Genomic DNA, 13,609 nt, shown 5'->3' with positions numbered 1-13,609 from the left:
GGTACTTCCGGTACTGCGGGTGAAGCGGACCGCGAGCGGTGCGGTACTTCGTACTCCGGGCGGTGCGACCGGCAAGTGTGACGTTCCCGCGTCACACCGCCCGGAGAGTGTTGGTCCCGGCGGGACCGGAATCCCTAGAGGGTTCCGGTGAGCATCTCGGGACGGATGGGGGTCTTGGTGATGTCCAGACCCGTCGCCTGCCGGATCGCCGCGATGACGGCCGGGGTGGACGAGAGGGTCGGGGCCTCGCCCATGCCGCGGAGGCCGTAGGGGGCCTTCGGGTCGGCGAGCTCCAGGACGTCGACCGGGATGGTCGGGGTGTCGAGGATGGTCGGGATCAGGTAGTCCGTGAAGGAGGGGTTGCGCACCTTCGCGGTCTTCGGGTCCACGATGATCTCTTCCATGATCGCCACGCCGAGGCCCTGGGTGGTGCCACCCTGGATCTGGCCGACCACCGAGAGCATGTTCAGCGCCTTGCCGACGTCCTGCGCGGTCGCGAGTTCGACGACCTTGACCAGACCCAGCTCGGTGTCCACCTCGACCACCGCGCGGTGCGCGGCGAAGGTGTACTGGACGTGCCCGTTGCCCTGACCGGTGACCAGGTCGAAGGGGACGGTCGGGTGGTGGCGGTACTCGAGTTCGAGGTCGATGGCCTCGTCCTCGAGGATCTCGGCGATGTCCGCGAGGACCTCGCCGCCGTCGGTGACGATCTTGCCGCCTTCGAGCAACAGCTCGGCGGTGGCCCACGCGGGGTGGAAGGAGCCGTTCTTGCGACGGCCGATCTCCAGGAGCGCCTCGCGGACGGCCTCACAGGTGTTCTTCACGGCGCCACCGGTCATGTACGTCTGCCGCGAGGCGGACGTGGAACCGGCGGAGCCGACCTGCGTGTCGGCCGGGTGGATGGTCACCTGCGTGACGCCCAGCTCGGTACGGGCGATCTGCGCGTGGACGGTGATGCCGCCCTGGCCGACCTCCGCCATGGCCGTGTGGACCATCGCGACGGCCTCGCCGTTGATGACCTCCAGGCGCACGCGGGCGGTGGAGTAGTCGTCGAAGCCCTCGGAGAAGCCGACGTTCTTGATGCCGACCGCGTAGCCGACGCCGCGGACGACGTTCTCGCCGTGCGTGGTGTTGGAGAGGCCGCCGGGCAGCGCCCGGACGTCCGCACCCTCGCCCGCGGTCTCCCACTGGCGCTCGGGCGGCAGCGGGCGGGCCTTGACCCGGCGCAGCAGCTCGGCGACCGGCGCCGGCGCGTCCACGACCTGGCCGGTCGGCATGACCGTGCCCATCTCCATGGCGTTCAGCTGGCGGAACTCGACCGGGTCCATGCCCAGCTTCGCCGCGAGCTTGTCCATCTGGGCCTCGTAGGCGAAGCAGGCCTGGACGGCGCCGAAGCCGCGCATCGCGCCACAGGGCGGGTTGTTCGTGTAGAGCGCGATCGCCTCGATGTCCACGTCCTCCAGGACGTACGGACCCACCGAGAGGGAGGACGCGTTGCCCACGACCGCCGGGGAAGCGGACGCGTACGCGCCGCCGTCCAGGACGATCTTGCACTTCATGTGCGTGAGCTTGCCGTCCTTGGTCGCGCCGTGCTCGTAGTAGAGCTTCGCCGGGTGGCGGTGCACGTGACCGAAGAAGGACTCGAACCGGTTGTAGACGATCTTGACCGGCTTGTTCGTGGCCAGGGCCAGCAGGCAGGCGTGGATCTGCATCGAGATGTCCTCGCGGCCACCGAAGGCGCCGCCGACGCCCGAGAGCGTCATGCGGACCTTCTCCGGCGGCAGGCCGAGGACGGGCGCGATCTGCTGGAGGTCCGAGTGCAGCCACTGGGTGGCGACGTAGAGCTCGACGCCGCCGTCCTCGGACGGGACGGCCAGACCGGACTCCGGGCCGAGGAAGGCCTGGTCCTGCATGCCGAAGGTGTACTCGCCCTCGACGATGACGTCGGCGCGCTTGCGGGCCTCTTCCACGTTGCCGCGGATGATCGGCTGACGGTGCACGATGTTCGGGTGCGGGACGTGACCGATGTGGTGGTCGTCGCGACCCTCGTGGATCAGCGGCGCGCCGGGGGCGAGGGCGGAGGCCTCGTCCGTGACGAGCGGCAGCTCCTTGTAGTCGATCTTGATCTTGGCGGCCGCGCGGCGGGCGGTCTCCGGGTGGTCGGCGGCCACGAGGGCGACCGGCTCACCGTGGTGGCGTACCCGGCCGTTGGCGAGAACCGGCGTGTCCTGGATCTCCAGGCCGTAGTTCTTCATCTCGGCGGGCAGGTCGTCGTACGTCAGCACCGAGTAGACGCCCGGCATCGCCAGGGCCTCGGAGATGTCGATCGAGACGATCTCGGCGTGGGCGACGGTGCTGCGCAGCGTCTGGCCCCACAGCATGTCCTCGTGCCACATGTCCGAGGAGTACGCGAACTCACCGGTCACCTTGAGGGTGCCGTCGGGGCGCAGCGTGGACTCGCCGATGCCGCCCTTGGTGTGCTTCTGCGTGACGTTGGTCGGCGTACCGGCCGGGACCGTGCGCGTGTTCTGGGCCATGGTCAGACCGCCTCTCCCTGACGGGCGGCCGCGAGGCGGACCGCGTCGAGGATCTTCTCGTAGCCCGTGCAGCGGCAGAGGTTGCCGGACAGGGCCTCGCGGATGTCCTGGTCGGACGGGGAGGGGTTCTCCTCCAGCAGCGCGTCGGCCTGGACCAGGAGGCCCGGGGTGCAGAAACCGCACTGGACGGCGCCGGCGTCGATGAACGCCTGCTGGATGTTGGAGAGCTCGATGCCCTCGCCGGTCTGCGAGTCGCCCGGCTTGGACTGCCACTGCTTGGCCGCGTCCAGGGACACGCCCTTGCTGCCGCAGCCGCCGCCGGTGCCGCAGGCACCGCCGTGGCCGTGCTCGTCGCGCTGCTTGGCGAACTCCGCCAGGCCCTCGACGGTCACGACGTCGCGGCCCTCGACCTGACCGGCCGCGACCAGACAGGAACAGACCGGCACGCCGTCGAGGCGGACGGTGCAGGAACCGCACTCGCCCTGCTCACAGGCGTTCTTCGAACCCGGCAGGCCCATGCGCTCGCGCAGGACGTAGAGGAGGGACTCGCCCTCCCAGACGTCGTCGGCTTCCTGCGGACGACCGTTGACAGTGAAATTGACGCGCATGATTACGCAGCCCCTTCAAGCGAGCGGCCGTTTCCGGTACCGCGGTACTGCTCCCAGGTCCAGACGAGCTGGCGGCGAGCCATGATGCCGACCGCGTGACGGCGGTACTTCGCCGTGCCGCGGACGTCGTCGATCGGGTTGGCCGCGCCGGAGGCGAGGTCACCGAACTGCTTGGCGATCGACGGGGTGATGACCTTGCCGGACTCCCAGAAGCCGCCCTCTTCGAGCGCGGCGTTCAGGAACTCCTCGGCGGCCTTCGCACGGATCGGGGTCGGCGCGGCCGAGCCGATGCCGGTGCGGACCGTGCGGGTCTCCGGGTGCAGTGCCAGACCGAACGCGCACACCGCGATGACCATCGCGTTGCGGGAGCCGACCTTGGAGTACTGCTGGGGGCCGTCCGCCTTGTCGATGTGGACGGACTTGATGAGCTCGTCGGCGGCGAGCGCGTTGCGCTTCACACCGGTGTAGAACTCGTCGATCGGGATCAGGCGGGAACCGCGTACGGACTCCACCTCGACCTGCGCGCCCGCCGCGAGCAACGCGGGGTGGGAGTCGCCGGCCGGGGAGGCGCAGCCGAGGTTGCCACCGACGCCGCCGCGGTTACGGATCTGCGGCGAGGCGACCGTGTGCGAGGCCAGGGCGAGACCGGGAAGCTCCGTGCGGAGGTTCTCCATGATCTGCGTGTACGGGACGGAAGCGCCGAGCCGGACCACATCCTCGCCGACCTCCCACTCCCGCAGGAGGCCGATGCGGTTCAGGTCCAGAAGGTACTCCGGCCGACGGTGGTCGAAGTTGATCTCGACCATCACATCGGTGCCACCCGCAATCGGCACAGCTGAGGGGTACTCGGCCTTAGCGGCGAGCGCCTCCTCCCAGCTGGCGGGGCGAAGGAAGTCCATGTGCGGCTCTCTTCTTCTTCATCGTGTCGATCACTTCAAGCCAGCGGGCCCAAAGACCCTCGACTGGTCGTTCACGTGCTGTTAATGCGGTGTGGAGCCAGTACACAAGCCGCGCGTCCCCCGGGTGCAGTCACTGAAACCATGAAGGAGTTGGCTGACGGCCTCCCTCGTCTTGTAGATTCGTATGAAAGGCAGGATGCACTGACCTGCCCGATTTCCAACGGCAACATCGAGACAGATCGGCGGCGACATCATGCGGCTGCGCGCACTGCTGGAAACCGAGGCGCTGGGGCTGCGGCTGCTGGGCGGCCAGGAGGAGCTGGACCGCACGGTCCGGGGCGTCATGACGACGGACCTGAGGGATCCCAGCCGATACCTCTCCGGCGGGGAACTCGTGCTGACCGGCCTGGCCTGGCGGCGAAATTCGGACGACTCCGAGCCGTTCGCACGACTGCTCGCGAGCGCCGGGGTGGCGGGCCTGGCCGCCGGTGAGGCCGAGCTGGGAGACATCCCGGACGATCTGGTATCAGCCTGTCGGCGCAATCGACTGCCGTTGTTCGCCGTGAACGAAGACGTTGCATTCGCCACGATCACCGAGTACGTCGTGCGGCAGGTCTCCGGGGAGCGCGCGGGGGACCTCGCGGCCGTCGTGGACCGCCACCGGCGCCTGATGACGTCGGGTCCCGCCGGCGGTGGCCCCGACGTGGTCCTCGATCTGCTCACCACGGACCTCGATCTGCGCGCCTGGGTGCTGTCCCCTACGGGACGGCAGATCGCCGGGGCGGGCGAACCGCTGGCGCCCGGCATCTGCGCGGCGCTGGCCAGCGAACACCTGGCGGCGGTCCGGACCGGCCGCAGGGGCCCGCACCGGATCTCCATCCAGGGTATTACCTACTCGCTCTTCCCGATCAGGGGACACGGGCGGGGCACCGGCCCGGCGGCCCGTGACGTGCGCGAGAGCGTGCTGTCGGACTGGCTGCTGGCCGTCGAGGCCGACGCGAGCGACTGGCCCGCCGAGCGCCTGGACCTGCTCCAGGGCGTCACCCAGCTGATCGCCGTCGAGCGGGACCGGCGCGACGCCGCCCGCACCGTCCGCCGGCGCCTCGCCCAGGAGGTGCTGGAGCTCGTCCAGACGGGCGCTCCGCCCGCCGAGATCGCGGCCCGGCTGCGGGTCGCGGCCCCCGTGCTGCTGCCCGGGCTGGGCGCCGCCCCGCACTGGCAGGTCGTGGTGGCCCGGGTCGACTGGGACGGCGGGGACATCCCCGGCGGTCCCGTGGCCCAGTCGCTGCTGGAGGAGATCCTGGTCGACCCGACCCTGTCGGGTCCGGAGCCCTCCGACCGGATCGCCGTCGCCCACGCGGGCGACGAGGCGATCGCGCTCGTACCGCTGCCCGCGCTGTCCGCGGACTCCGGGGAGCCCACGCACGACAAGGGCCCCGACACCGCCCTGCACGCCGACGTGCTCCTGACGACCGTACGGGAGCCCCTGGCGGCCGGTCTGGCCGAGGACGGCCGGCTCACGCTGGGCGTCAGCGCCGCGGTGCACTCCGCCGAGGGGCTGCGCGGGGCGCTGGAGGAGGCCCGGCACGCCCGCCGGGTCGCGGCCGCCCGACCGGGCCGGGTCTGCGCGGCGGGCCACCACGAGCTCGCCTCGCACGTCCTGCTGCTGCCCTTCGTCCCGGACGACGTGCGCCGCGCCTTCACCGCGCGGCTGCTCGACCCGCTGCGGGACTACGACCGGCGCCACCGGGCGGAGCTGATCCCGACCCTGGAGGCGTTCCTGGACTGCGACGGGTCCTGGACCCGTTGTGCGACCCGGCTGCACCTGCACGTCAACACGCTGCGGTACCGCGTCGGGCGAATCGAGCAGTTGACGGGCCGCGATCTTTCGCGGCTGGAGGACAAGCTGGACTTCTTCCTGGCACTGCGGATGAGCTGATCAGCGGCCCGGCCGGGGGGTCGGCCGGGCGGCCGGGAGCGACTGACGAGGTGTCCGGACTTTGTGAAAAGGTTCACCCGACCCCTTGGCCGATCAAGTGGATCCGTGCTCTCATTTCGCCCCAGGGCGCGGGCAGCGCGCTGGCTTGGCTGCTTCGGGGAGGGCAATGTGGCGGACACCGCCATGTCGGGTGCCGGAATGACCGGAGGGGACGACCCCCTCCAGCGGGCGATATGGCGGCTTCGCTCGCGGGGCTGCTGGACGGACGCGGCGGCCCTGTTGGACCCGCACGTGGGCCGCGCCGGGCCGGCCGTGCAGCGCACCGCGCTGCTGGTCGAACGGTGCCTGTTCACCGGGCAGGGCTGGGCCGAGGCGGAGGACGCGCTGCGGATCGCCGAGGCGGTGGCCCAGGACGACGACGAGCGCGGCGCGGCCGCCTGTGAGCGCGGCCAACTGGCTTACGCAGCGACGGTGTTGGGCGTCCGGGACCGGTCCGACGAGGCGCGCTCCGCGCTGGGGCGGGCGGCGGCGCTGCTGGCCCCGGGATCGCCCACGCGGCCGCTGCTGGACTTCCGGCGGGGGCTGGTGGCGGAGCACCTGGCCGACGCCCCGCAATCGGCGAGGCCCGCGTACCGGCGCGCGCACGCGGGGGCCACGGCGCACGGGGACACCCTGCTGCTGTCCTTCACCTGGCGCCACTTGGCCGGGCTCGCGCTGCGGGACGGGGAGCTGGCGGAGGCGCGGCACGGCTTCGCGGAATCCCTGCGCATCCGGGAGGAGCTGGGCTTCCTGGTGGGCACCGCGCCCGCCCTGGCCGCGCTCGCGGAGGCCGAACCGGAGCCGGAGGCCGCCCGCCTGCGCGCCGAGGCCCTGCGCCTCTTCCGCCTCCTGGGCGGCATCCCCACCTGGCTGGCCGCCCACCTGACCCCCGCGGCCTGACGCCGGACCGGCGGGGCCGAGGCGGACCGGGCCCAGCCGAATCCACCCCGCCCGACGAGTCCGGACGGGCCGGCGCCAAGCCAACCCAGCCCACCCGGCGGATCCGGAGCGGGCCGGCGCCAGGCCAACCCAGCCCGCCCGGCGAGTCCGGAGCAGGCCGGCGCCAGGCCAATCCAGCCCGCCCGGCGTTTGAGGGCCCGCCGGAGGCCCCACGCAGCGGCACCAGCAAACGGGGCTCCGCCCCGCCCCGGGCTCCGCCCGGACCCGCGCCTCAAACGCCGGCGAGGCTGGAGTGCGCCAGCGATCCGGCCCCGGCCACATCAAGCCCGCCCGGCGATTGAGGGCACGCCGGGGGCCGGAGGGGCCGGTTAGTGCGGGGGCCAGGCGAAGTGGGCGTGGATCAGGGTGTCGGCCGTGTTCGCGTCGGCATCGATCAGCGCTTCCAGCAACGCCACGTGCTGCGCCGCATCGGTGCACAGCAGCGAGCGCCGGCTCCGGGCCCACTGCACCCGCCGGTGCACCTCGTCCGCGACCCGCAGCAGCTGCCCGTTGCCCGCCAACCCCAGCACCCCCCGGTGAAAGGCCCGGTCCGCCTCCGCGTACCCCGGCAGGTCACCCGCCTCCGCCGCCGCCACGGTCGCCTCGGCGAGCGGCCGCAGCGCGACCCAGGACGCCCGTTCGGCCGTACGGACCAGCCCCAGCATCACGGGGACCTCCAGCAGCGCCCGTACCTCGGCCAGCTCGGCCAACTCGCCCGGCGTCGGGGCGACCACCCGGAAGCCCCGGTTCGGGAGGCATTCCACCGCCCCCTCCATCGCCAGCCGCTGCATCGCCTCGCGCACCGGCGTGGCCGAGACCCCGAAGCGTTCCCCCAGGGCGGGCCCGGAGTAGATCTCGCCGGGCACGAGCGTGCCGTCGACCAACGCGGCGCGCAGCGCGTCGAGGACCTGGCCGCGGACGGAATGCCGTAGCACCGGACGGCGCGCGGAGGACCCCTCGGCGCCGGCCTCCGCACGGGCCTGCTCGGGCACCCCGGCACGGTCCGTGTCCTGCACTCGATCCTCCTCCGCTCCGCTCCCCGCCTGCGGGTTCCTCCCGAGAATAGGTGACGCGGCGCGGGCGCCGTCGATACGGACCGCACGAGATCAGGTAAGGTAAGGCTAACCTGTCAACGATCGCGCGATTCGGTGGACCACCCATGGCCCGCATGACCGTCACGGCACTCCCTTCTCCCCTCGCGGACGCCTACGCCCGCCTCTCCGCGGCCTATCCGCAGCTGCGGGTCATCGAGCGCGCCGCCCACGAGCCCTCCCCCCGCGGCCCGGGATGGGTCGGCGCGGACGAACTGGCCCAAGGCGGCGCCGCCTTGGACTCCTACCTCGCGTGGGACGACGCCCAGGTGCTCCGGGACTACGGCCACAAGGGCCGACCCGACGTGATCGCGACCTTCGGCCTGCACCGCTACGCGTGGTCGGCCTGCCTGCTGATCACGGTGCCGTGGCTGTTGGCGCGGCGCGTGCCGCACCTGCCCCCGGACCGGGTCGCCCACCACCGGTCCGAGGGCCGGATGAGCATCGAGGTCGAGCGGTTCGCGTGCCTGCCGGACGATCCGGCCGCCGGACTCCCGGGGGCCCTGGTCGTGCCCGACGAGGAGGCGCTGCGCGCGCAGGTGCGGGCCGCGGTGGCCGAGCACCTCGGGCCGGTGCTGGAGGGCTTCGGCCCCCGGACGCGGCGCGGCCGCCGGGCGCTGTGGGGCCTGGTGACCGACGGGGTCGTCGAGAGCCTCTGGTACGTCGGGGACCTGCTCGGCGAGGAACGCCGCGCGATGGCGGAGCTGGACCTGCTCCTGCCGGGCGGCAGCGCTCCGTACACCGGCGGCAGCGGCTTCCGCACGCTGACCGGACCCGCGGGCGAGGAACTGCCCACCCGGGACCGGGCGAGTTGCTGCTTCTTCTACACGATCCGCCCCGACGACACCTGCACCACGTGCCCCCGGACCTGCGACACGGACCGCGTGGCCCGGCTGACGGAATCCGCCGCCGCGGCATGACGTCCTGGTGAAGCCACCCGTTCGGGTGAGGTTAATCGAACTCAATCGACCCTGAACGAGAGCCCGTTCGACCTACAACACCCTATCCGGCGGGCTCCGCCCCCCGTTGGCGTCCTCTTGCCCCGAAACCCGCGTGCGGCCCTTGCGCGATCCGCCACTATGGCGCCCGGAAAGCCGCATACGCGAGGCAAGGGACACCGCATGAGACTGACCGACATATCGCTGGACTGGCTGCTGCCCGGCAGCCTGTTGATCCTGGGCGTACTTGCGGCAGTGGCGGTGCTGGCGAAGAGCAAGCGCGAGGGCGAGAAGGCCGCGTCGGACGACAGCTGGGAACGCAGCGAGGACCGCCGCCGCCGCAAGGAGGCCATCTACGGCACCGCCTCCTACGTCCTGCTCTTCTGCTGCGCCGCCGTCGCCGCGGCGCTCTCCTTCCACGGGCTGGTCGGTTTCGGGCGGCAGAACCTCAACCTCTCCGGAGGTTGGGAGTATTTGGTCCCCTTCGGCCTCGACGGCGCCGCCATGTTCTGCTCGGTGCTCGCCGTCCGCGAGGCGAGCCACGGTGACGCGGCCCTCGGGTCCCGGATACTGGTGTGGCTCTTCGCCGGGGCCGCGGCCTGGTTCAACTGGGTGCACGCACCACGGGGCTTCGGCCACGACGGCGCGCCCCAGTTCTTCTCCGGGATGTCGCTGTCCGCGGCGGTGCTCTTCGACCGGGCGCTCAAGCAGACCCGCCGGGCGGCGCTGCGCGAACAGGGCCTGGTGCCGCGGCCGTTGCCGCAGATCCGGATCGTGCGTTGGCTGCGGGCTCCGCGGGAGACCTTCGGCGCCTGGTCGTTGATGCTGCTGGAGGGCGTGCGCACGCTCGACGAGGCGGTCGACGAAGTCAGGGAGGACAAGCGGGAGAAGGCGCAGGACCGGCACCGCAGGCGGGACCAGAACCGGCTGGACCGGGCCCGCATCAAGGCGCTGGGACGGCAGAGCCGGGCCTTCGGCCGCTCGCGGGGCCGCCAACTGCAAGAGGTCGTCATGGAAGAACACGAACTCGCGACCGCACCGGGTGTGGCCACGGGCTCCGCAGCCGCCATCGGCGGGGAGCCGGCGCCGACCGACGCGGGTCAACTCCCGCTGCGGCGGCGGCCGTCGCTCCAGGCCGTCAACGGGACCGATCCGTCCGAGACGGCGTCCCGGACGGTGGACCTCACCGCCGAGGACGACACCCAGACCATCCCCCGACTCGACTCGTTGGAGCGCAAGTTGAAGGACCTGGAGCAGCAGTTCGGCTGACCGGCCACCGTGGCGGCGGTACCGGTCCGGGCGCGCGGCGCTCAGGCCGGTTCCGCCGCCCACGTCGCGTCGGCGCCCCCGTCGATCTCGAACCACACCACCTTGCCGGTGGTGCCGCCCAGGGAGTCCACGCCCCAGGTGTCGGCGAGGGCCTGGATCAGCACCAGTCCCCGGCCGTGCGTACCGTCGTCGGCGGTCGGTACGAACGGTCTGGGGTGGCGTGCGACGTAGTCCCGCACCTCCACCCGCAGCCGGGTGGCGGTGAGGCCTGCGAAGACCTCGGCCCCCTGGTCGGTGTGGACGAGGGCGTTGGTCACGAGTTCGGTCGTGAGCAGTTCGGCCACATCGGCCGCGTCGCCCCGGCAGCGGTGCCGGAGCAGTTCCCGTAACGCCTTGCGTACTTCGCCCACCGCCTTCAGATCCGCCCGGCGCACGCGGCGGGTGATCCACAGTGTGTCGCCCGCGCTCCCGTCGCCCGTGGTCGACGGCTCCCGAGGTTCGGGCCGTCCTCTTCTCGACAGTTTTCCGGTGTTCGCCCCCACCCGCACGGCGACAGCCCTCCGTATCCCGAAGTCCCTCTCGAACAGGCCTACGGAAGGGCTTCTTCCCACCGGGAGAATCCGCACTCCTTCGAGCTCAACTCAAGGGCACCTTAAGGAGGTTGGATCGAGCCATCCGAATCACCCGGCCGACCCCGCCGGTGCGCGCGATCTTGCTGGCGGAACGTGCGAAAGCGGTGACCATTTCGGTACTGGTCCTCGGCGGAATCCACAGGACACCGGGGGCGGTCGCCGCGCCCACCGGAGCGGGCCCCTCGTGCCGGAATCCGTCCCCGAGAGCCCCGGTGAGCTGCTCGGGACCCCGCACCCGACGCCCGTACGCCACGAAGCTCCCCCACCACGGAGGCGATCGCGGCGACGCCCGGACGGTGATGCGTCGCTCCGTACGAAGGCGGCCGGAAATGAACATCTCCCACTCGGCCATGCCCGAGGACGAGTTGACGAACAGGACCACTTCGACGGGGTGGTCGTACTGCACCAGGGTGAGGAAATCTCCCCTCAGCATCGAGAAACCGCCGTCGCCCGACACCGGGACCACTTGACGCCGTCAGCGCCGTTCGAGGAAAGATAGCGCGCGACCCGCGGATTGCACATGCCCGTATCCACGGTGAACACTCCGCCCTCCGCCGTGGCCATCCACCGGATCTCTGAGCCGAATCCTTTATCCGGTACGACTGTTCCACCCGTGCGGGTGGAACCGACTTCCCCGTCCGTCTCGGCCGTTCAGAGCGCGCATATAAAGGGGCCCGTCACGTTGATCGACTGATGGGTCCCCACCATGTTGCAGTCCGCTCTCCGGTTCCTCGCCGCCTTCTCCCTCGTCTCCGTCGTCTCCATCACCCCGGCCGTCGCCGCCCCGGTCGCACCGGTCGCTACGGTCGCGCTCGCCGACGACCTGACCACGCCCTGCGGGCCGACCGTCGACTACCGCCCCTGGGACTGGTACCGCACGACGACCGACAGCTCGATCGGCCGCGACGTCGCGGCGGGTGCGGACGGCGAGCGCTGGCAGTGGCGCAGCGACGTCAACGTCCTGTGGCGCGGTGACACGAGGGAGGGGGTCGAGGAGATCTTCCGCACCGGTTTCACCCCGCGCGGGCGCCAGTTGACTCCCCTCGCCGAGTACATCGTCAAGGGCGGCGGGCAGAACAGCGCGCACCTGAGCACCAGTTGCGAGAAGTGGGTGGCGCAGAAGTTCGCCACCTACGGTGCGGAGAAGACGGGTTGGGTCTACGAGATCTACGCCCCCGGCGGCATCGACGTGAACGCCACGGCGCGGCTGAACAACTACAACTCGCCGTACCTGTGGAACAAGGAGGTCGACTTCCCCGGCGGGGTGAAGGGCCAGTACATCAAGGGCGCCTGCAAGTTCCACCTGACCCGCACCGACCCGGTCACCAAGGTCAGCACCTGGGAGGAGCTGACCTGCAAGAACAACGCCGCCTTCGCCCCGTACAAGGTGGACGTCTCGGCGCTGGCCGCCACCCGCTGAGGCGACCGCCCCCGCCGACCGGGCGGGGGCGCCGCTAGGCCGGCCGCTCCGGTACGGGCACGGGGTCGCCGGAGTGCCCCAGCCAGGCCCGTTGCCCCCGCGCGTGCCCGCCAGGTCGACGAACTGGACCTCCCGCTCCTCCCCCGCTCCGCGGTGCGCGTGCGTGACGTCCGGGACCTGGAGCCCCACGGCGAAGTCCTGTTCCCATCCCCTCCCCAGTACTTCCGCGGGGCAGATGGGAGAGGCCCTCCGGCGCGATCCTCCGTCCACGTGCGGGGTGTTCGTGGGCCGGTGGTCCCGGATCCACATGTAGGACGAGCCGCCCACGAAGTGGCCCGTGGCGCGGCGGCCGTGCGAGGTCAGCCGGAGCAGCCCCGCGTTGCTGTAGGCGGTGCCGAAGGGCGTGAGGATCAAGCCGCCCTCCCGCGTCTGCTCGACCCACGCCCACGGCACCTGCCGGACCGAGGCCGTGTTGACGACCCGGTCGAAGGGCTCCCGATCCGGGACCCCTTCGAGTCCGTCGCCACAGGTCAGGTGCGGCGCGTAGCCCTCGGCCTTGAGGTTCTCGGCGCCCCGCGCGGTCACGCCTGCCGTCCACGATCCCGGACGGAGGGCTCTCGTCACGTCGTCTTTCACGAACGGGAGCGGGCAGGGGCACCTCCCGACCTCACCGGGGGCACCCCTGCCGCCCTCCGCACGCCGACCGCCTAGGCGGTCGGCGGCGGGTCCACGGGGGAACGCGGGGGCCGCTGCTCGCGGGCCGCCGCCAAGTCCCTGCGGTACTCCTCCGCCGCCACGAGGAGCACCGACGTCGCGTCAGCTCGGAGCTGCGCGGCCACGGCCGCCTCCAACTCCCGCTGCCACTGCGCCGAGAAGCGATATCCGTCGGCGCTCATGCCGACACCGGGTGGTTCGGGCACTTGCGGATCTCCACGGCCCGGTCCGAGGCGGCGGAGAGGTCGTACTCCGGCGAGCGCGGCCCTCTCAGCCGGTGCCACTGGTCCAGCAGGGCGGCGCAGACGTCACAGCCGGGGGTGGCCCGCGGGGCGGTGACGAAGAGTTGATCCAGGCTCGCCACAACCGGCGCATTCATCTCGTAGGACATACGTCGCCCCTCAGCGTGATCGTTCCACTACGCGCTGTGCTCTTAGACTCAGCGTGGCAGTTGACTGCACTCAATGCAACCACTGCATCGGGATTTACGAAGTTGCAAATTCACGCTACGAAGCCTGCGGGTGTGGAACCATGCGCGCCAGGGCAGGCACTGAGGCACGCGGGGAAGGGGAGGCCATGGTGGC

The 13,609-nt window shown here is 71.6% G+C and carries 13 protein-coding genes and 1 pseudogene; 5 read left to right on the top strand and 9 right to left on the bottom strand.

What is annotated here, in order from left to right; genetic code table 11:
* Nucleotides 1–134: 134 nt before the first annotated feature.
* From pucD to ACIBEA_RS39395, 3 genes are read right to left on the bottom strand one after another with little or no spacing between them, the layout of a single operon-like run.
* Nucleotides 135–2,537, bottom strand: coding sequence for a xanthine dehydrogenase subunit D (gene pucD / locus ACIBEA_RS39405; RefSeq protein ID WP_399268372.1), 2,403 nt, complete (start codon nucleotides 2,535–2,537; stop codon nucleotides 135–137).
* Nucleotides 2,538–2,539: 2 nt separating this feature from the next.
* Nucleotides 2,540–3,145: a (2Fe-2S)-binding protein gene (locus tag ACIBEA_RS39400; RefSeq protein ID WP_399268370.1), complete on the bottom strand. Its 606-nt coding sequence runs from the start codon at nucleotides 3,143–3,145 to the stop codon at nucleotides 2,540–2,542.
* A gap of 2 nt (nucleotides 3,146–3,147) precedes the next feature.
* Entirely contained in the window at nucleotides 3,148–4,044 is an 897-nt protein-coding gene (locus tag ACIBEA_RS39395) for an FAD binding domain-containing protein (RefSeq protein ID WP_399268368.1), read from the bottom strand.
* Nucleotides 4,045–4,297: 253 nt separating this feature from the next.
* On the opposite strand from ACIBEA_RS39395, the gene ACIBEA_RS39390 reads away from it, so the two are divergent.
* Together ACIBEA_RS39390 and ACIBEA_RS39385 are read left to right on the top strand one after the other, a co-directional pair.
* A complete protein-coding gene (locus ACIBEA_RS39390) occupies nucleotides 4,298–5,983 on the top strand; it encodes a PucR family transcriptional regulator (RefSeq protein ID WP_399268366.1) in 1,686 nt (561 codons plus the stop codon).
* A 168-nt stretch (nucleotides 5,984–6,151) separates the two neighbouring features.
* Nucleotides 6,152–6,922 (top strand): hypothetical protein, encoded by a 771-nt coding sequence (locus ACIBEA_RS39385; protein ID WP_399268364.1) that lies wholly within the window; start codon nucleotides 6,152–6,154, stop codon nucleotides 6,920–6,922.
* A gap of 368 nt (nucleotides 6,923–7,290) precedes the next feature.
* Here the strand turns inward: ACIBEA_RS39385 and ACIBEA_RS39380 are convergent, their stop codons facing one another.
* A complete protein-coding gene (locus ACIBEA_RS39380; protein ID WP_399268445.1) occupies nucleotides 7,291–8,025 on the bottom strand; it encodes a GntR family transcriptional regulator in 735 nt (244 codons plus the stop codon).
* A gap of 95 nt (nucleotides 8,026–8,120) precedes the next feature.
* Between ACIBEA_RS39380 and ACIBEA_RS39375 the strand changes: the two genes are divergently transcribed.
* Nucleotides 8,121–8,972: a (2Fe-2S)-binding protein gene (locus tag ACIBEA_RS39375; RefSeq protein WP_399268362.1), complete on the top strand. Its 852-nt coding sequence runs from the start codon at nucleotides 8,121–8,123 to the stop codon at nucleotides 8,970–8,972.
* Between the two features lie 201 nt (nucleotides 8,973–9,173).
* On the top strand, nucleotides 9,174–10,259 hold the full coding sequence (locus ACIBEA_RS39370) for a DUF2637 domain-containing protein (RefSeq protein ID WP_399268360.1): 1,086 nt from the start codon (nucleotides 9,174–9,176) through the stop codon (nucleotides 10,257–10,259).
* A 41-nt stretch (nucleotides 10,260–10,300) separates the two neighbouring features.
* Here ACIBEA_RS39370 and ACIBEA_RS39365 read toward each other — a convergent pair whose 3' ends face one another.
* Nucleotides 10,301–10,693, bottom strand: coding sequence for an ATP-binding protein (locus ACIBEA_RS39365; RefSeq protein ID WP_399268358.1), 393 nt, complete (start codon nucleotides 10,691–10,693; stop codon nucleotides 10,301–10,303).
* Between the two features lie 202 nt (nucleotides 10,694–10,895).
* Nucleotides 10,896–11,324, bottom strand: coding sequence for a hypothetical protein (locus ACIBEA_RS39360; RefSeq protein WP_399268356.1), 429 nt, complete (start codon nucleotides 11,322–11,324; stop codon nucleotides 10,896–10,898).
* A gap of 273 nt (nucleotides 11,325–11,597) precedes the next feature.
* On the opposite strand from ACIBEA_RS39360, the gene ACIBEA_RS39355 reads away from it, so the two are divergent.
* Complete coding sequence (locus ACIBEA_RS39355) at nucleotides 11,598–12,311, top strand: hypothetical protein (protein WP_399268354.1); 714 nt, start codon at nucleotides 11,598–11,600, stop codon at nucleotides 12,309–12,311.
* Between the two features lie 396 nt (nucleotides 12,312–12,707).
* On the opposite strand, the pseudogene ACIBEA_RS39350 reads toward ACIBEA_RS39355, so the two are convergent.
* The 3 genes and pseudogenes from ACIBEA_RS39350 to ACIBEA_RS39340 form a co-directional block, all read right to left on the bottom strand.
* A pseudogene (locus ACIBEA_RS39350) lies at nucleotides 12,708–12,896 on the bottom strand (protein-L-isoaspartate(D-aspartate) O-methyltransferase); the annotation flags it as partial.
* Nucleotides 12,897–13,018: 122 nt separating this feature from the next.
* Entirely contained in the window at nucleotides 13,019–13,207 is a 189-nt protein-coding gene (locus ACIBEA_RS39345) for a hypothetical protein (protein ID WP_399268352.1), read from the bottom strand.
* Nucleotides 13,204–13,416: a hypothetical protein gene (locus ACIBEA_RS39340; RefSeq protein ID WP_399268350.1), complete on the bottom strand. Its 213-nt coding sequence runs from the start codon at nucleotides 13,414–13,416 to the stop codon at nucleotides 13,204–13,206. The genes ACIBEA_RS39345 and ACIBEA_RS39340 overlap by 4 nt, the downstream gene beginning before the upstream one ends.
* Nucleotides 13,417–13,609 lie beyond the last annotated feature (193 nt).

Source organism: Streptomyces sp. NPDC051555 (assembly GCF_044454405.1).
Lineage (GTDB): Bacteria > Actinomycetota > Actinomycetes > Streptomycetales > Streptomycetaceae > Streptomyces.
The sequence above is the reverse complement of the archived record's forward strand: the minus strand, read 5'-3'. Positions and strand labels throughout refer to the sequence as shown.